The organism is Aestuariimicrobium sp. p3-SID1156 (genome assembly GCF_025144225.1).
Lineage (GTDB): Bacteria > Actinomycetota > Actinomycetes > Propionibacteriales > Propionibacteriaceae > Aestuariimicrobium.
On sequence record NZ_JALXXB010000003.1, the window covers coordinates 39,297 to 55,787 of the forward strand.

General features: G+C 66.8%; 17 protein-coding genes. 8 read left to right on the forward strand and 9 right to left on the reverse strand.

The features are described 5' to 3' along the window. Positions 1-114: 114 nt before the first annotated feature. Positions 115-504 carry a four-helix bundle copper-binding protein gene (locus tag M3G03_RS05330; protein ID WP_259808654.1) on the forward strand — a complete coding sequence of 130 codons (390 nt, stop codon included), beginning with the start codon at positions 115-117 and terminating at the stop codon, positions 502-504. An 85-nt stretch (positions 505-589) separates the two neighbouring features. Here the strand turns inward: M3G03_RS05330 and M3G03_RS05335 are convergent, their stop codons facing one another. Continuing rightward, entirely contained in the window at positions 590-877 is a 288-nt protein-coding gene (locus tag M3G03_RS05335) for a zinc ribbon domain-containing protein (protein WP_259808655.1), read from the reverse strand. Positions 878-994: 117 nt separating this feature from the next. On the opposite strand from M3G03_RS05335, the gene fmdA reads away from it, so the two are divergent. After that, on the forward strand, positions 995-2,251 hold the full coding sequence (gene fmdA, locus M3G03_RS05340) for a formamidase (RefSeq protein WP_259808656.1): 1,257 nt from the start codon (positions 995-997) through the stop codon (positions 2,249-2,251). A 69-nt stretch (positions 2,252-2,320) separates the two neighbouring features. On the opposite strand, the gene M3G03_RS05345 is transcribed toward fmdA, so the two are convergent. Then, positions 2,321-2,638, reverse strand: a complete 318-nt coding sequence (locus M3G03_RS05345; protein WP_259808657.1) for a multidrug efflux SMR transporter — start codon at positions 2,636-2,638, stop codon at positions 2,321-2,323. Positions 2,639-2,707: 69 nt separating this feature from the next. Between M3G03_RS05345 and M3G03_RS05350 the strand changes: the two genes are divergently transcribed. From M3G03_RS05350 to M3G03_RS05360, 3 genes are all read left to right on the forward strand, one after another. Continuing rightward, a complete protein-coding gene (locus M3G03_RS05350; protein WP_259808658.1) occupies positions 2,708-3,193 on the forward strand; it encodes a MarR family winged helix-turn-helix transcriptional regulator in 486 nt (161 codons plus the stop codon). Positions 3,194-3,278: 85 nt separating this feature from the next. Next, positions 3,279-3,743, forward strand: a complete 465-nt coding sequence (locus M3G03_RS05355) for an MFS transporter (RefSeq protein WP_259808659.1) — start codon at positions 3,279-3,281, stop codon at positions 3,741-3,743. Positions 3,744-3,824: 81 nt separating this feature from the next. Further along, the gene (locus M3G03_RS05360) at positions 3,825-4,829 is read left to right on the forward strand and encodes an MFS transporter (RefSeq protein ID WP_259808660.1); all 1,005 of its coding nucleotides are present in this window, start codon (positions 3,825-3,827) and stop codon (positions 4,827-4,829) included. A gap of 99 nt (positions 4,830-4,928) precedes the next feature. Here the strand turns inward: M3G03_RS05360 and M3G03_RS05365 are convergent, their stop codons facing one another. Genes M3G03_RS05365 through M3G03_RS05375 form a run of 3 tightly spaced genes read right to left on the reverse strand, consistent with a single transcriptional unit; the run spans position 4,929 to position 7,161 of the window. Next, positions 4,929-5,861: an NAD(P)H-hydrate dehydratase gene (locus M3G03_RS05365; RefSeq protein WP_259808661.1), complete on the reverse strand. Its 933-nt coding sequence runs from the start codon at positions 5,859-5,861 to the stop codon at positions 4,929-4,931. Further along, positions 5,854-6,597 (reverse strand): histidine phosphatase family protein, encoded by a 744-nt coding sequence (locus M3G03_RS05370; protein ID WP_259808662.1) that lies wholly within the window; start codon positions 6,595-6,597, stop codon positions 5,854-5,856. Before M3G03_RS05370 ends, M3G03_RS05365 begins: the two co-directional genes overlap by 8 nt. Before the next feature lie 18 nt (positions 6,598-6,615). Beyond that, complete coding sequence (locus tag M3G03_RS05375) at positions 6,616-7,161, reverse strand: type 1 glutamine amidotransferase domain-containing protein (protein ID WP_259808663.1); 546 nt, start codon at positions 7,159-7,161, stop codon at positions 6,616-6,618. Between the two features lie 121 nt (positions 7,162-7,282). Between M3G03_RS05375 and M3G03_RS05380 the strand changes: the two genes are divergently transcribed. Together M3G03_RS05380 and M3G03_RS05385 are read left to right on the forward strand one after the other, a co-directional pair. Beyond that, entirely contained in the window at positions 7,283-7,570 is a 288-nt protein-coding gene (locus tag M3G03_RS05380; RefSeq protein WP_259808664.1) for a hypothetical protein, read from the forward strand. After that, positions 7,567-8,334: an NAD(P)-dependent oxidoreductase gene (locus M3G03_RS05385; RefSeq protein ID WP_259808665.1), complete on the forward strand. Its 768-nt coding sequence runs from the start codon at positions 7,567-7,569 to the stop codon at positions 8,332-8,334. The genes M3G03_RS05380 and M3G03_RS05385 overlap by 4 nt, the downstream gene beginning before the upstream one ends. Here the strand turns inward: M3G03_RS05385 and M3G03_RS05390 are convergent. From M3G03_RS05390 to M3G03_RS05400, 3 genes are read right to left on the reverse strand one after another with little or no spacing between them, the layout of a single operon-like run. Continuing rightward, entirely contained in the window at positions 8,331-9,596 is a 1,266-nt protein-coding gene (locus M3G03_RS05390; RefSeq protein ID WP_259808666.1) for a cytochrome P450, read from the reverse strand. The two genes, M3G03_RS05385 and M3G03_RS05390, sit on opposite strands and share 4 nt — an antisense overlap. A 57-nt stretch (positions 9,597-9,653) precedes the next feature. Next, positions 9,654-10,004 carry a CrcB family protein gene (locus tag M3G03_RS05395; RefSeq protein WP_259808667.1) on the reverse strand — a complete coding sequence of 117 codons (351 nt, stop codon included), beginning with the start codon at positions 10,002-10,004 and terminating at the stop codon, positions 9,654-9,656. Beyond that, positions 10,001-10,432: a CrcB family protein gene (locus M3G03_RS05400; protein ID WP_259808668.1), complete on the reverse strand. Its 432-nt coding sequence runs from the start codon at positions 10,430-10,432 to the stop codon at positions 10,001-10,003. Before M3G03_RS05400 ends, M3G03_RS05395 begins: the two co-directional genes overlap by 4 nt. An 86-nt stretch (positions 10,433-10,518) precedes the next feature. Here M3G03_RS05400 and M3G03_RS05405 point away from each other — a divergent pair, with 86 nt between their 5' ends. Further along, positions 10,519-11,469: a hypothetical protein gene (locus tag M3G03_RS05405; protein ID WP_259808669.1), complete on the forward strand. Its 951-nt coding sequence runs from the start codon at positions 10,519-10,521 to the stop codon at positions 11,467-11,469. A gap of 145 nt (positions 11,470-11,614) precedes the next feature. Here M3G03_RS05405 and M3G03_RS05410 read toward each other — a convergent pair whose 3' ends face one another. After that, positions 11,615-16,411, reverse strand: a complete 4,797-nt coding sequence (locus tag M3G03_RS05410; RefSeq protein WP_259808670.1) for an NAD-glutamate dehydrogenase — start codon at positions 16,409-16,411, stop codon at positions 11,615-11,617. Positions 16,412-16,491 lie beyond the last annotated feature (80 nt).

Here is a 16,491-nt window from a genome sequence, read left to right on the forward strand (position 1 = left end):
CCACGAACGCCGCCGCCCACCCGGGCGGCGGCGTTGACGCTGATTCGACCAACCCTTCGGGTGGTTCCCACACCAACCTGCCCGACTCGCGCGCCGACCACCTAGCGTGGGGTCATGGAAGACATTCTGAAGACCCATCCGTCCAAGGAAACCTTCGACCAGGCCAAGCTTCGCGCGGCCATTGACGCCCTGTTGACGTGCGCCTCCACCTGCGCGACCTGCGCCGACGCCTGCCTGCACAGCGGGCACGCCGACCACATGGTGCGCTGCATCGCCATGGACAACCAGTGCGCAGCGATCTGCTTCGCCACCGCCAACATCCTGTCCCGACCGGGTCCGGCCGGCGATGCCTGGCGCGAGGTCGTCAAGGCGTGCGCCGCGATGTGTCGCGAGTGCGCCGATGAGTGCGCCGGTCACGCCAACATGGATCACTGTCAGATCTGTGCCGAGGCGTGCGGCGCTTGTGCCGACGCGTGCGAGGCTCTGCTGCTAGCAGCCAGCTGACCGTCTGCTCTTGATCGAGGGGACGCCCAGAGCTGGGCGTCCCCTCGATCCATCGCGTGGCCTGCACGGCCGACGTGCTGAGGGCTCAGGGACGCGGCAGCTTCTGGTGGAGTGGGTTTCTGCTCACCGGCGTCGGCTTGCGGGGCCTGCCTGGAAGCTGGGTGACAACCTGCGGGGCATCTGCGGTGGCGCGGGTGGCATCCTGCAGCTTCATTGCCGTGGTGTTGCCGACACCAAGCCGGGGATTGGAGATGGCGCGGGGAGCGGGTTCGGAGCACTCGGGGCATTCCACCTGGTCAGGAATCTCGGCCATCGAATGGCGCTGGTCGAAGGCGTTCCCGCAGGCCCGGCAGGCGAAGGCGTAGGTCGGCATGCATCGAAGGATAGGCGGCCGGGCGCGAAGTTTGTCGAAAACCCGCAGCACGCCCGACTCCGGCCCTACTCTCATGCCAAGTGCCAAGGCTCCACCCACCACGGAAGGACCACCGCCATGCCCGAGCTGCTGTTCCCGCTGGATTCGAGCAAGAAGTTCACCGACCAGAAGATCATTGGCCACAACCGCTGGCATCCCGACATCCCCGCCGCCGTCACCGTCAAGCCCGGAACCACCTTCCGAGCTGACTGTCGTGAGTGGTTCGACGGCGCCATCCACAACGACGACTCCGCCGAGGACATCCTGAACGCGCCGTTGAAGAACGTGCACACCCTCTCCGGGCCCTTCGCGGTCGAGGGCGCCGAGCCCGGCGACCTGTTGATCGTCGACATCCTGGACGTGGGCCCGATCCCGCAGGAGGACTCCGGCCCGCTTGCCGGCCAGGGCTGGGGCTACACCGGCATCTTCGCCAAGAAGAACGGCGGAGGCTTCCTCACCGACCAGTTCCCTGATGCCTACAAGGCGATCTGGGACTTCTCCGGGCAGTCGGCGACCTCACGCCACGTGCCGCACGTGAAGTTCACCGGCATGATCCACCCCGGCCTGATGGGCACCGCTCCCTCCAAGGAGTTGCTGGGCAAGTGGAACCAGCGTGAGGCGGCGCTGATCGCCACCGATCCCGAGCGCGTTCCGCCACTGGCGCTCCCGCCCGAGCCCGAAGGTGCTGTTCTGGGCTCGCTCTCCGGTGCCGAGTTCGACCGTGTCGCCTCCGAGGCCGCCCGCACAGCTCCTCCACGCGAGAACGGTGGCAACCAGGACATCAAGAACCTCACCAAGGGCTCGCGCGTCTTCTACCCGGTCTTCGTCCCGGGTGCCAATCTCTCCTTCGGCGACCTGCACTTCAGCCAGGGTGACGGTGAGATCACCTTCTGCGGCGCGATCGAGATGGGCGGCTTCATGGACCTCCATGTGGACCTGATCAAGGGCGGCATGGAGACCTACGGGGTCAAGGAGAATGCCATCTTCCTGCCCGGAAACACCGATCCGCAGTACTCGGAGTGGATCGCCTTCTCCGGCACCTCGGTCACCCTCGAGGGCGAGCAGAAGTACCTCGACTCCGATCTCGCCTACCAGCGCGCCTGCCTGCACGCCATCGACTACCTCACCAAGTTCGGCTACTCCCCCGAGCAGGCCTACCTGCTGCTCGGTTCCGCCCCGATCGAGGGACGGCTGTCCGGCGTGGTGGACATCCCGAACTCCTGCGCCACCGTCTACCTGCCCACCGCGATCTTCGACTTCCCCATCGCTCCCAGCGCTGGTGGTCCCGTCACGATCGACCCGGGGATCGGTGCCCCCAAGGCAGCTGCCAACTGACAGCTTCGCCGAGGACGCAAGGGGCTGGGCGCCGGTCGCGTCCGGCCCCTTCGTTCGTGGGGATGCTGGTCAGTGGACCAGCTTGAGCCCGATCACCCCACCCACGATCATCGACAGGAAAACCACCTTGCCCAGGGAGATCGACTCCTCCCCCACTGCGAAGGCGTAGGCCACGGTGGCGACGGCACCGATACCCACCCAGATCGCATACGAGGTGCCGGTCGGCAGGGTGCGCATCGCGTAGGCGAGCCCGCCCATGCTGACCAGCAGGCCCAGGGCGAAGACGAGCACAGGACCGGGGCGGGTGAACCCCTCCGAGCGTCCAAGGGCTGTCGCCCAGACGGCCTCGAACAGACCGGACACGACCAGCACCACCCAGGCAAGCATGGCGCCAGAGTAACGGGCCACCACAAGGGCTGTTGTCGTTGAAGGCTCAACACTTGTATGCTGCAACCAATGAATTCGAACCCCCACGCAACACTCGCCGCCAGCTTGGTGCAGCGGTTCACCCAGGTGTTCGCCTCCGGCAGGCGCCTGAGGAGTGAGTCCCCCGTCGGCGTCCCGGGGCTCGACAGGGCGGCGCTCGTCCTGCTCATGAAGTTGTCGGGCAGGGAGGTCCGCGTCGGTGAGCTCGCTGAGCTCTGCCACTTGGACCTCTCCACCGCGAGTCGCCACGCCAGCTCCCTCACCCAGCAAGGGCTCATCACCAAGGTGCCTGACCCGGAGGACCGACGTGCCCAACTACTGACCCTCACCCCCGAGGGCACAGAACTCTCCGAGTCCATCCGCCGGCAGCGGGGTCTGCTCTTCGCACAGATCCTCGCCGACTGGGAGGAGGAGGATCTCAGGCGTTTCGACGCCTACCTCGCCAGGTTCGTCAACGACGTCGAACGCCATGTGCACTCTCCCCACAGGGACGAAAACCAGCAAGGAAACCACTGATGTCCACTGCTTCTGCTGCTCCTTGGAGGCACAACGCACCGGTGAGTTGACGCACCGACAGATCGTCACCATCATTCTCGGTCTGATGACAGGAATGTTCCTGGCATCCCTGGACCAGAGTGTGGTCAGCACGGCGATCCGCACCATCTCCGACGACCTCAAAGGTCTCGACATCCAGGCCTGGGTCTCGACCGCGTATCTGATCACCAGCACGATCTCCACGCCCATCTACGGCAAGCTGTCCGACATCTATGGACGCAAGAAGTTTTTCCTGCTGGCCATCGTCCTCTTCGTGATCGGCTCCCTGCTCTGCACGATCGCCACCACCATGTACCATCTGGCCGCTTTCCGCGCTGTCCAGGGCCTGGGCGCCGGTGGCCTGATGAGCCTGATCAACGTGCCGCTGGGCATCATCGCCCTGCTCACCGTCAACGCCACCCTGCACCTGCACCACGTCCGTCAACACGCCACCATCGACTGGGGCGGGGCCGCGGCGCTGGTCGTCGGCCTGGTCCCGCTATTGGTGATCGCGGAACAGGGGCAGGCCTGAGGCTGGACCTCAGGACGCGCCTGGACCTGCTACGGCATTGGTCTGGTTGGCCTGATCGGTTTCGTCGTCACGGAGGGGATCATGGGTGACTCGGCCCTGATCCCGCTACGCATCTTCCGCAACCGCACCATCCTGATCGCCCTGACCGGCGGCTTCGTCGTGGGTGCAGGGATGTTCGGCGCCATGATGACGATCCCGCAGTTCTACTTGCAGATCATCCATGGCTCCTCCCCCACCATGGCCGGCTTGCAGATGCTGCCGATGGTGCTGGGACTCATGGTGGCCTCGATCGGTTCCGGTGTGCTGATGAGCCGGACGGGCCGGGTCAAGATCTTCCCCATCGTGGGGGTGGCGATCATGGTCATCGCCCTCTTGCTGTTCACCCGGATCACCGCCGACACCCCGCTGTGGCAGGTCATGGTGGTCATGGCCGTGTTCGGTTTCGGTCTGGGCAACACCATGCAGCCGCTGACGCTGGCGGTGCAGGCGGCTGCCTCGCCACGGGAGATCGGCATGGCGACTTCCGCTGCAACCTTCTTCCGCCAGATCGGTGGCACATTCGGCGTGGCGATCTTCCTGTCGGTGCTGTTCAACCGGTTGGGCGGCAACATCAGCTCCAACCTGGTCGCTGCGGCCAAGGAGCCCGCCTTCCAGCAGGCCCTGCGTGACCCGCAGGTGCAGGCCAATCCGGCCAATGCGAGCTTCATCAAGGCGCTGACCACTCGCAGCAGCGAGTTCTTCGAGCAGATTCAGAAGGACTCCTCGATCCTGAACCAGCTGGATCCCCGGCTGGCGCATCCCCTCAAGCAGGGCTTCGCCGACTCGATGTCCACCATCTTCCTGATGGGCGCGATCGCCTGCGCCATCGGTCTGGTCGTGCTGCTCTTCCTGCCCAACCTGACCCTGTCACACCGTTCCGCCTCCGCGGAGCGTGCCCACCTGAACTCCACCACTGCGGAGTCGGCGGAGGAGGCATCGGAGGCATTCGCCCTGGAGGCGTCCGCTGGCGCTGTCGGCGGCACCTCCCTGATGGAGACCGACCAGGACGGACCTGCACCGCGGCCCCGTCACGCCCTGGACGAATGACCCCCCACTCCACTACTACGCACCGTAAGTTGACACTCGGACCAGCGACAACGCTGGTCCGAGTGTGTATCTACGGCGCGTAGTAGCGAGAAGGGGTGCTCAGTCGCCGCCGAGGGTGCGCATGACGCGTGGGAGCTCGGGACCGATCTCGGAGGCCAAGTAGCCGACCCGACCGAAGCGAGCGGCAAGGCTGTCCCCTGAGGCTGCATGGACGTACTTGGCCCAGAGCACGGCCTGCACAAGTCCGGCGCCACGGCTCAGCACCCCGCCCACGGCACCGGCCACGACATCACCACTGCCCGAGGTGCCCAGCCCGGTGTCTCCGGTGGTCAGCTGCCACACGCCACCATCGCCCACCACCCAGGCGTTGCAGGCGACGACGGCACCGAACTTCTCGGCGGCATTGGCCACGCCTCGGGGAACGTCGTGCTCCTCCAGCGAATCCTGTTCGAGCAGGTGGGCCAGCTCCCCGGTGTTCGGGGTGAGCGCGAGGCGTCCTCGCAGGCTGGAACGTACCGCCTCATCCAGGTCAGGCAGGATGGTGGCGCCAAAAGCGTCGAGCACCACCGGCACGTGGTCAGGCACTTCGCGCAGCACCTCGCCCATCAGGTGAAGCGTGCCCTGGGGCTCGTCGAGACCCGGCCCGATCACCAGCGCATCACAGCGCCCCAGCTCCTTGGAGAGCAGCTCGCCGACGCCGACACCTTCCACGGATCCCGCCGCATCCTCGGGGAGACCGGTCGTCCCGGACTCGGGCATCGCGACGGCGATGGCGGGCGCGACGGATTCGGCGACCCCGAGGCTGAGCCGGCCCGCGCCCATGCGCAGGGCCGCCTCCCCGGCCAGCATGGCTGCCCCAGGGGTCTGCCGCGCCCCGCCGATCACCAGCACCTGGCCCCGGCTGTACTTGCTTCCGGAGGGCTCAGGCAGCGGCCACTGGCGAAGGAGCGCAGGAGTGACCAGCCTCGGGGCTGTCAGCGACCCCCCGCGGACCTGGTCGGGCACCAACGACAGGTCAACGCCTTCAGGCATCTGCGCCCACCTCATCGGACGCGCCGGGCTGATCGGTGATCGACGTGCCCTGGTCGCGAAGGTGGCTGTCGATGTTGTAGTCGGTGACGACCCAGCCAGTGGGCGAGTCGTCATCGGCACGCAGCCTGCAGATCGAGGCATTCTTCAGGCCGTTGGTCTTCGCGCGTTCGAGCACGGACTCCTCCTCCAGGCCCTCGGCGACGTAGCAGAACAGCAGGTTCACCACGTCGTGGGCGGTGACCAGAATGACCTCGTCCTTGCCGTGGCGGATGTCGGTCATCACGGCTCGCACGCGTTGGGCCACGTCGGCCCAGGACTCCCCGCCCGGCGGGCGGTAGTAGAACTTGCCGATCCACTGCCGCCGCTCGGTTTCCTCCGGGTATTTCGCCCGGATGCCCGCGGCGGTGAGCGTGTCGGTGATGCCCATGTCGCGGTCACGCAAGCGCTCATCGACCCGGAAAGCGAGCTCCACCGACGCCGTCCGGAGGGCGATCTCGCCGGTCTCGCGGGCGCGGCGGTAGGGGCTGGTCCACACCGCGGTGGGGCGCTGGGGCTCGGGGAGTTCCGAGAGCCAGCGACCCACCGCTTCAGCCTGCTCACGGCCCAGATCGGACAGGACCACGTCAGGGTCGCGGGCGGGAACGTCGATGCGTTCCAGTTTCTCCGACTGGGCGAGTTCGGCCGCGAGATTGCCCTCGGACTGCCCGTGTCGGACCAGGATGATCTGCGTGGTCATGGCCTCTGGCTGGGGGCATCAGGCCTGGGCGCGGGTGACCGCGCGGACAAGGGCTTCATTGAAGGCGGGAATGTCGTCAGGGTTGCGGCTCGTGATCAGGTTGTCGTCCTCGACGACCTCCGAATCCTGCCACTGGCCACCGGCATTGCGGATGTCGGTCTGCAGGGAGGGCCAGCTGGCCAGGGTGCGGCCCTTGAGGACGTCGGCCTCGACCAGCACCCAGGGGGCGTGGCAGATGGCGGCGACCGGCTTGCCGGAGTTGAGGAACTCCTTGACAAAGGCGACGGCGTCCTTGTCGGTGCGCAGGGCGTCGGGATTGGCCACGCCGCCGGGCAGGACGAGCGCGTCGTAGTCCTCGACCTTGGCCTCGGCCACGGTGCGGTCGACCTTCTGGCTGGTCTTCTCGGTCAGGTGGTCGAACAGGGTTGCCTCGCCGGACTCGGGGCTGATCAGTTCCGGGGTCCAGCCCTGCTGCTCCACCGCAGCCCACGGTTCGGTCAGCTCCTTGGCCTCGATCCCCTCGTTGGCCGTCAGGAAAGCAATTCGGATGTGCTTGTCAGTCATGAACGCCACGCTAGGCGAGTTGCTGGGCGTCCGGGGCGTGTGGACGAGAAACCACCCGGGCGGGCGTACAGCACTGCACGATCGCCTGCGCCCGGCGTCCTCGTGTGCTGGGCTGGTGGGCATGACTGATGACTACCAGGACCAGATCCGCCGCGCGGAGGAGGAGATCTCCCCCACCGAGTCTGCGGTGACCGACCAGGACCTTTCGACCGATGACCTGTTCAACAATGGCGCTCTGCCCGAGGACCTCGAGCATGGAAACATGGGGCGGCGCGAGTACGAAGCCGACCTGATGGACCCCGCTCACGAGGACACCATTGAGGAGCGGATCCGGCAGGAGGTTCCCGAGGAGGGCTCCGACGTCGTGCCCGACCAGCTGCGTGAACGTGGAGCGGAGGATGGCGCATGAGCCGGCGCAAGGTCCTGATCACCGGGGCCACCGGCGACATCGGCAATGTGCTCGCCGAGGGACTGGCCGAAGACTACGAGCTGGTCCTGCAGGGTAGGCACCCTGATGAGAGCGACCCCGAGGGCATCGTGATCGCCGACGTCGCCCACTACGAGGACGCGGAGAAACTGATGGACGGCGTCGACACCGTGGTCCACATGGCGGGCTCGGCCTCCCCGGAGTCGTCGTGGGAGGACGTGCTCGAGGCCAACATCATCGGCCTGCGCAACACCCTGGAGGCTGCCCGAGCCAAGGGCGTCCGCCGCTTCGTGTACGCCTCCTCGAACCACGCCATGGGCATGTACGACCGTGACGAGGAATGGCCGGTCTACCCGCACATGCTGCCGCGTCCGGACTCGCTGTACGGCGTCTCGAAGGTCTTCGGCGAGACACTGGGGCGCTTCTACCACGACAAGTACGGCGTCGATTTCATTGCCCTGCGCATCGGCTGGAGCGCGCAGGACAGCAAGGGGGCCGATGTCGACCTGCTCCGCGCGATGTGGCTCAGCCACGATGACACCGTGCAGGTGGTGAAATGCGCCATCGAGGCGGAGGTGACCTTCGGGCTCTACTACGCGATTTCCGACAACCCGAACCGGCGCTGGGACATGACCAACACCATGCTGGAACTGGGATACCGCCCCAAGGACACCTTCACCGAGCACTCCGACGTCCCGGAGAACCCTGACGAACCGACCCCGGCGAATTGGCCCGAGGACTCCTAGGAGTCCATCGAGACGATCCCGCCACTGCGCGGCTTGGTGGGCATCGTGGTCCACGGGAAGTCGAGGCCCTCGGGGCTGATCGTGACGCCCGGCTCGCACACGGCCGAGATCATCGTGGCCAGGGAGCTGACCGCGATCTTCTCCCCCGGGCAGCGATGCCCGGTCTCGACCTTCCCGCCGCCCTGGGGGATGAACGCGTCGATCTGCTCATAGTCGACGTCCAGGAAGCGCGTGGGGTCGAACTCGTCGGGGCGCTCCCAGGCCTGGGGGTCGGTGTCGGTGTTGAGGATGTCGATCATCACCCACTGGCCCTCCTTGACCTGCTCGCCCTGAAACTCGAAGTCCTTGCTGGCGAAGGCCGGCAGCATCGGGACGAATGGGTAGACACGGCGCACCTCCTGCGCGAAGGCGGTGGCCAGGCGGCCGTCGACCAGGGTGCCGCGCTCGGCGGTCTCGGCCTGGATGCGTTCGCGCCAGTCCGGATTCTCGTAGAGCGCCTTGACCGCGAAGGCCGCGAAACGGGCCACCGCGATGTGGGGGCGGAAGGTGTTCTGGAGCTCGATGCCTGCGGTCTTGTCGTCGAGCAGCTTCCCGTCCAGCTCGCGGTGGCGGGCCCATTCGTACAATGAGGTGCCCTCGGGGGCATGGCGCTTCCCAGAGCGCTGCTCGCGGATGACCTTCGCACACCAGCGGTCGGTCAACTTGCGGTTCACCCAGGCCCGCGGGTGGTCGAGGTTGAGGTGGGCGAAACCCTCCACGATCTCCCCGAGGCGCCGAGCCTGGACGTCGAGTTCCCAGTCGGAACCCTGAATGCCTGCCCAGCGCATCCCGGCGCGACCGAAGGCAATCACGGAGCTGTCGTAGACGCTTTCGGGGTGTTTCTTCCAGCGCTGCATCGCCTCGCGCACCTCGGCTTCGACCAGCGGCTTGATTCGTTCGACCTGCTCGTCTGCGTAGCAGACGCGGACGAACGTGGCCTTGCGATGCAGGTGTTCTTCACCATCCATGCCGTGCACCGATCCGTGCCCGAACAGTGAACCTCGGATCGGCAGGGGCATGGCGCCCTCACGCTTGATGAGGTCGCGGTCGTAGAAAAGTTTGACACCCTCAACGCCGCGCACGAGCAGCGTAGGGCGACCGAGCAGCCGGGTTGCGATGGGCCTGTCGTCGTCGGCACGGGTCCGCTCCTGCCGCAGTTTGCTGGCGAACAGGTACCCGTCGCGCAGGACCTTCAGGGACTCGTCGGTACGTTTCTGGGTCACGGATCTCCACCTCTACGCGTCTGGACTTCTCGGGGTCGGGCTGGTCTGGCCTCCAACCTAGCCGAGCCAGTAGCCCGCCGCGGCGGCCAGGAGCGAGCCGACCAGCACCGAAAGGGTGAGGCCGATCGCCTCCCAGCGGCGCCCCGCCAAGCACAGACGGGCAGACTCCAGCATGGCAGTGCTGAAGGTGGTGAAGCCGCCGCAAAAACCGGTGCCCAGAATGAGGTGAGGCTCGGGCTGGCGTACCAGCGCGGCCACGCACCAGCCGAGCACGAAGCTGCCCACGACGTTCACGACAAAGGTCCCACCAGGGACGTGGTCCCCCCGTCGGGCGTTCACTGCGCCGTCCACGATGAAACGGCAGATGGCCCCCAGACCGCCAGCGAGGGCCGTGAGGAACAGGATCATCGTGCCTGCCTCGCGTGGTGGATCGCTCGCGCCGCGCCGCTGGCCGAAAGCATGGCCAGCATGAAGCCTCCGAGCACCGTGAGCGCCACATAGGCCAGGGCCAGCCCGGCCCGCCCGGCGCGCAGCAATCCCACGCTCTCCACGGCGAAGGCGGAGTAGGTGGTGAAGCCACCCAACAGACCAGTGCCCAGCGTGAGCCGCCAGGCCACGAAGCGGTGTTGGAGGCCGGCGATCACCTCGAGCAGGGCTGGCAGCACGAAGGCACCCACGAGATTCACGGTGAGCGTGGCCCACGGCCAGGTGCCTGGATCGGTCGGAACAGCGTGTGCGATGCCGGCGCGCAGGGCGGTGCCGACCGCTCCCCCGGCACCCACCAGTGCCCAGTACCTGGGGCGCAGGTGCAAGGGCCGGTTCGACGAGTGGCTCACCCGAACGAGGCTACTCGCTGTCTCCCCCGGCGGGAGTTGTCCACAGCCCCGCGCGGCGCAGATCACCGAGACCTATGGTGGGAGCCATGTCGCAGCCTCCGTATCCCGCAATTCCCCAGAGTCCGCTCGAGGTCGGCGACGTCTTCGGCGGGGCGTTCAGGATCTTCAAGAGTCGCTGGGGATCGTTCACCCTGCTGTCGGTGCTGCCCAGCCTGATCATCCTGGTCAGCGCGCTCCTGCTCACAGTGGGTGCGTTCCTGGTCGCCCGGAGGATGCGTGAGGGCGATTCAGCGACGCCGTTCATCCTGACGCTGATCGCGATGGTCCTGGCCATCACGCTCGCAGGCCTGGTGGCCACCATCAAGTTCGGCGGCATGACCATGGCCCTGGCCGAGGCGGAGGCACAGGGACGACGCGTGGGCTGGGCTGAACTCACCGACAGGACGCGGGGTTCCTTCGGGCGCTACCTTCCGATGTTCGGCGCAGTGATCGTCTTCGTGCTGGCAGTGATGGTCCTCATGGTCGCCCCCATCGGCATCGTCGTCGCCACCGCGCTTCGAGGTGATCCGGAGGCGCCGGACAGCACCATGGCGGGAGGATTCATCGTGGCCATGCTGGTCTTCATCCTGCCGTGGCTCTTGGTCATCCTCGCCTCCCTCGTGTTCCAGGTGCGGCTTCTGTTCGCGCTGCCGATCGCTGCCCTCGAGCACCAGAGCGACAATGTCGTGCGGGCGTCCTGGACCATGACGCGCGGGCACTTCTGGCGGCTGCTGGGAATGACACTGCTCCTCGGCGTCGCCATAGGAGGGGGCAGGTGGTGCTGCAGCAGGTGGCCGGACTCGGAGCGTTACCGCTACAGCTCATGGATTCCGAAGACCCAAGCGCTGCCGTATCGAGCACGACAGCGGTGCTGCTCGCCCTCGGGTACATCGTGCTGTTCATCTTCGCGTTGGTGGCGGACGCCTACAACAAGGTCTTCCAGTACCTGCTCTACGTGGACACCCACCGACGCAACCGCGGTGAGGTCAAGCAGGTGATGGGCTGGGGGCACCAGCCCATGCAACCCCCCTACGGTGCTGTGCAACCCCCGTACGGCCCGCCTCCCCACCGCCCGGGCGGTTTCCCGCCGCAGGGTCCGCCGCAGGGTCCGCAAGCCGGTTGACGCAGGTCGGCTGATCCGGGTCAGCGGCGCAGGTCGCGGAGGGCACGCAGGGCCACCGAGACGGGGGCCAGGTCCGCGCGGGAACGCTCCACCGCTCCCCTGACCGTGGCCACGGCTCGCTCCCGAGCAGCGGCATGCTGCTCGGCCCAGGTTGCCAGTCGGTCCTCGCTCTTGATGGCCAGCACCGCGTCGGTCAGGGCCATCAGGATCTGGTACGCGTCCGAGCGAGCCGCATTGCGAGCCATCGCATCCCACTGGTCAGCGTGCTCCAGGGCCGAGATGGTGCTGAGCAGGTCGCCCACCTGCAACAGGTCGACCAGGCCGAACCAGGTTCGAGCCACCACGTCTCGTCCAACCTCGTGTTCCTCGGCCAGGTCCACGACGTCGAGCAGCGCGAATGCTGCTGGCAGTTCCCCAGCGTGGACGGCCAGTTTCTCCGGTACCCCTGCCCCCAGCAGCTCGTTGTGGCGCCGCTCGAACTCCTCGATCTCAGAACCGTTGAGGTACTTCGCGATGCCCCCGAAATAGCCCTTGACATCGGCGTAGCGTGCTATCTCCGGCTCGAGCTCTGCGGCACGACGTGCTGCGAGGCGGCGCGCGGCCTGGTCGAGCAGTTTCCGGAAACCGAGGTAGAGATCGGCCTGGACGGCTGTGGCGACCTTGGTGTCCAGCGCCTCCACATCGCGGGTGAAGTCGCCGAGTCCGAAGACCTCTCTGGCCACCAGGAAGCCTCGGACGATGTCCTCGACCGAGTGCGAGGACTCCTCCATGGCGCGGAAGACGAAGGTGACGCCGCCACGGTTCACCACCTCATTGGCGATGACATTCGCGATGATTTCCCTGCGCAGGGGGTGCTGCCGCACCAGGTCCGCGAAACGATCGACCACCGTCTTGGGGAAGTAGTCCATCAGGAGTCGCTCGCACCAGGGGTCGTCGACCAGAGTGCCCTGCAGCAGCGCCTGCTTGAGACCGATCTTTGTCCAGGCCACCAACACCGAGAACTCCGGGGAGGTCAGACCCTTGTGGTCGCGCTTGGCACGCGTACGCAGCGCCTCATCCGTGGGCAGAGCCTCCAGATCGCGGTTGAGGCCGACGGTCTGCTCCAGGTGGTGCATGAGCCGAATGTGCGGGGAGACCATCCGCACGCCCTGGGTACGGGCATTGCCGATCAGGACGTTCTGCTCGTAATTGGTGCGCAACACCAGGCCAGCAACCTCGTCGACCATGTCAGCCAGCATCGTGTCGCGCTGCTTGCCGGTGAGGTCACCGGCCCGCACAGCCTCACTGAGCACGATCTTGATATTGACCTCGTGGTCGGAGGTGTCGACGCCTGCGGAGTTGTCGATGGCGTCAGTGTTGATGGCCACCCCGTTGAGGGCCGCCTCCACGCGGCCTCGCTGGGTGAATCCCAGGTTGCCGCCCTCGCCGACGACCTTGACGCGCAGGTCCTCACCATTGATGCGCACGGCATCGTTGGCGCGGTCGCCCACCTCGGAGTGCTGCTCCGCAGAGCCCTTCACGTACGTGCCGATGCCACCATTCCACAGCAGGTCAACAGGAGCCCGGAGGATCGCCCTGATGAGTTCCGCAGGGCTGAGGCTGGTCGCCTCGATGCCGAGGGCCTCGCGCATCTGGCTGGTGATCGTGATGGACTTGCTGCTCCTGCTCCAGACACCACCACCCTCCGAGATCAGCGAGCGGTCATAGTCGTCCCAGGTGGAACGCGGCGTGTCGAAGAGGCGCTGGCGCTCCTGGAAGCCGTTGGCCGCGTCCGGGTTGGGATCGACGAAGACGTGACGGTGATCAAAGGCGGCCACCAGCCTGATGTGTTCGGAGCAGAGCATGCCATTGCCGAAGACGTCACCGGACATGTCGCCGATGCCAACGACGGTGAAGTCCTCGGACTGGGTGTCCAGGTCACGTTCGCGGAAATGTCGCTTCACCGACTCCCAGGCGCCGCGGGCGGTGATGCCCATGCCCTTGTGGTCGAAGCCGGCCGAACCACCGGAGGCGAACGCATCACCCAGCCAGAACCCACGGTCAAGGGCGATCCCGTTGGCGGTGTCACTGAAGGTCGCGGTGCCCTTGTCAGCCGCCACCACCAGATAGGGGTCGTCCTCGTCGTGGCGCACCACCGCAGCGGGTGGAACGATCTCGACACCTTCGCGGTTGTCGGTCACCGACAGCAGGGCGTCGATGAAGGACCTGTAGGCATGAGTGCCCTCCGCGAACCTGGCATCGCGGTCGCCCGCGGGCGAGCCGGCCCTCTTCGCGTAGAAACCACCCTTGGCGCCGGCTGGCACGATGATGGCGTTCTTCACCACCTGGGCCTTGACCAGGCCGAGCACCTCGGTGCGGAAGTCCTCCCGGCGATCAGACCAACGCAGGCCGCCGCGGGCGACGTTGCCGAAACGCAGGTGGACTCCCTCCACCCTGGGTCCGTAGACCCAGATCTCACGGTGGGGCCGGGGCGGGGGCGCGAAGGAGAGTTGTTCGGTATCGAGCTTGAATGCGATGGTGTCGCGCACCCGGCCCTCGGCGTCCGGCTGGTAGAAGCTGGTGCGCAGGCAGGCCAGGATGATGTCTCGGCAGGCCCCCAGGATGCGCTCGTGGTCGAGCAGCGGCACCTCCTCCAGCTGCCCGGCGATCCGCTCGATGATGCCATCGCATGCCTTCTGGCGCTCCTCCTCCGAGCTGAACCCCTCCGGCGTGAAGCGGGCCTCGAACAGTTCCACCAGGGCCGTGGCCGTGGCCGGGTAGGCATTGAGGACCTGCTGGAGGTGGCTCGGCGAGTAGGGGACGCCCAGCTGGCGCAGGTAGAGGGTGATCGCTCGCAGGATCACGACCTGTCGCGCGGTCAAGTCGGCACTGAGCACCAACGCCTGAAGGGGGTCCGACTCGATCTGGTCGGTCCAGGCGGCACGGACGGCCTCCTGGAAGCGCTCGGCCGCATCCCCGGTACGCGTCCAGTTGCTCTCCGAAGTCTTCAGGCCCAAATCCAGCAGGTACTGGGAAGGCCCCCCCTGTGGCTGTACCTCGTAGGGATGTTCGTCGGTGACGACCACACCCAGGTCGTTGAACAGCGGCAACAGCGTGCTGAGGGTGGCAGCCTCGGGCAGGTACAGCTTCAGACGACGTGCCCCGGCCACGGCCCCGGCGGGGCGGTAGAGGCTCAGTTGCATCCCCTCGTGGTGGATGCGATCAAGCTGGCGGGTGTCCCAGGCTCCCACGCGCGGGGAGGTGGTCTCGGTGTAGCTGCTGGGGAAGGCGGCCGCGTACCGCGCCGACAGCCCCTCCCCCTCCTCCTCACCGAACTCTGCGTCGACGGCCAGGCGGAATTCCTCGCGCCAGTCCCTGCCGATCTCGTCCAGGCGCCGCTCGAGGGCTTCCCGGTCGATCTCGGGGACCGACGTGCCCTCGGGCACTCGGATCGTGAAGTGCAGGGCGGCCAGCGGGGAACCGGAGACCTGGGTTTGGAAGTCGACGTCGACGCCGTTCACTGCGTCCCTCAACAGCTCGGTGATGGCGAGACGGGACTGCGTGGAGTAGCGATCGCGGGGCAGGTAGACCACGAAGGTGACGAATCGCTGCAACGGATCGATGTCAACGAACAGCCGCGCCCGGGGGTGCTCACGGAGCTGGCGGATTTCCAGCGCATTGGCTGCCATCGCACGGGGGTCGACCTGGAAGAGCGTCCGGCGGGGGTAGTCGTCGATCAGCTGCATCACCTCCCGGCCGGCGTGCGACTCGCGGGCGATTCCCAACTCCTGGAGAACGGTGGTCGTCACGCGGCGCAGCATCGGGATGCGGGCGGTGGACCCGCTGCTCACCGTGGAGGCGAGCAGACCGACGAAGCGTTCCTCGGCGACCCACTCCCCCTGCTCGTCGGCCTCCTTCACACTGACCACGTCGTGGTACATGGACCGCTGCACCTCGGAGCGATGGGAGCCCTCGAGGACCATCACCTGGCGGGAGCTCCAGGCGCCCAGGCGGTCCTCGGTGTCCAGCGGCAGGAAGGCGAACTCGGGGTGCCGTCGACAGATGCCTCGAGCGCTCTCGGCGTCCGGCTCGAGTCGGGGCTGGCCGGAGGCGTCCTTCTCGATCGTGTAGCGCATCCGACCCAGGAAGGTGAACTCCTCATCGGTCAGCCAGCGCAGGAGTTGGGCTTCCTCACGGTCCTGGACGGAGTTGGCGACCTGCCACATCTGTGAGGACATCTCTCCCCAGTCGGCCACGGCCATCCTGATGTCCTGCAGGCTGGTCTTGAGTGCCTCCTGCAGCGCGGACATCGCTGCCGGGTCCTGAACGCGGGGAATCTCCACATGCATCCAGGACTCCTGGGTGTCAGCATGGGCCGCGGGAACGTCGTCATGGGCCGCGGTCGGGGCATGGGTCACTGACACCAGTGCACCCTCCTCGTCCCGGTCCACGGAAAAGATCGGATGGATCAGCTCCTGGACGCGGTGACCCCGGGACTCGAGCAGCCCTCGTACGGCATCGACCAGGAAGGCCCGGTCGTCGGTGACCGTCTCGATGATGGTGGCCCCCACCGACCACCCGTCACGGCTGACCGTCGGATTCGAGATCCGCACCAGATCCTCCCCCGGCTGGCGACACTGCGCCAGTTCGCGGTGGCTGGAGGCACTGCCGACCAGGTCCTCGGCGCGCCGCGCCTGCAGTCTGTCGGTGGGGACCAACTGGTAGTAGCTGCGGAGAAAATTCTCGTCCACGACCGTCCCGTCGCCGCCCAGGTCGGCCGATCGGGAACGCTGGAGAATGGATTCGAAAACAGCCTCGCGATCAGCCGCCGCGCTCATGTGACTTCATCGTCCTTTCGGTGCATCCTCGTCACGAGATGTACCCCCTTCGCCACATCTCGCTCGTGCCTGGGATGAGC

Excerpts from the sequence above, each read along its gene's own strand:
- M3G03_RS05330 (WP_259808654.1), top strand. The coding sequence starts at position 115 with ATGGAAGACATTCTGAAGACCCATCCGTCCAAGGAAACCTTCGACCAG.
- M3G03_RS05335 (WP_259808655.1), bottom strand. The coding sequence starts at position 877 with ATGCCGACCTACGCCTTCGCCTGCCGGGCCTGCGGGAACGCCTTCGAC.
- fmdA (WP_259808656.1), top strand. The coding sequence starts at position 995 with ATGCCCGAGCTGCTGTTCCCGCTGGATTCGAGCAAGAAGTTCACCGAC.
- M3G03_RS05345 (WP_259808657.1), bottom strand. The coding sequence starts at position 2,638 with ATGCTTGCCTGGGTGGTGCTGGTCGTGTCCGGTCTGTTCGAGGCCGTC.
- M3G03_RS05350 (WP_259808658.1), top strand. The coding sequence starts at position 2,708 with ATGAATTCGAACCCCCACGCAACACTCGCCGCCAGCTTGGTGCAGCGG.
- M3G03_RS05355 (WP_259808659.1), top strand. The coding sequence starts at position 3,279 with ATGACAGGAATGTTCCTGGCATCCCTGGACCAGAGTGTGGTCAGCACG.
- M3G03_RS05360 (WP_259808660.1), top strand. The coding sequence starts at position 3,825 with ATGGGTGACTCGGCCCTGATCCCGCTACGCATCTTCCGCAACCGCACC.
- M3G03_RS05365 (WP_259808661.1), bottom strand. The coding sequence starts at position 5,861 with ATGCCTGAAGGCGTTGACCTGTCGTTGGTGCCCGACCAGGTCCGCGGG.
- M3G03_RS05370 (WP_259808662.1), bottom strand. The coding sequence starts at position 6,597 with ATGACCACGCAGATCATCCTGGTCCGACACGGGCAGTCCGAGGGCAAT.
- M3G03_RS05375 (WP_259808663.1), bottom strand. The coding sequence starts at position 7,161 with ATGACTGACAAGCACATCCGAATTGCTTTCCTGACGGCCAACGAGGGG.
- M3G03_RS05380 (WP_259808664.1), top strand. The coding sequence starts at position 7,283 with ATGACTGATGACTACCAGGACCAGATCCGCCGCGCGGAGGAGGAGATC.
- M3G03_RS05385 (WP_259808665.1), top strand. The coding sequence starts at position 7,567 with ATGAGCCGGCGCAAGGTCCTGATCACCGGGGCCACCGGCGACATCGGC.
- M3G03_RS05395 (WP_259808667.1), bottom strand. The coding sequence starts at position 10,004 with ATGATCCTGTTCCTCACGGCCCTCGCTGGCGGTCTGGGGGCCATCTGC.
- M3G03_RS05405 (WP_259808669.1), top strand. The coding sequence starts at position 10,519 with ATGTCGCAGCCTCCGTATCCCGCAATTCCCCAGAGTCCGCTCGAGGTC.
- M3G03_RS05410 (WP_259808670.1), bottom strand. The coding sequence starts at position 16,411 with ATGAGCGCGGCGGCTGATCGCGAGGCTGTTTTCGAATCCATTCTCCAG.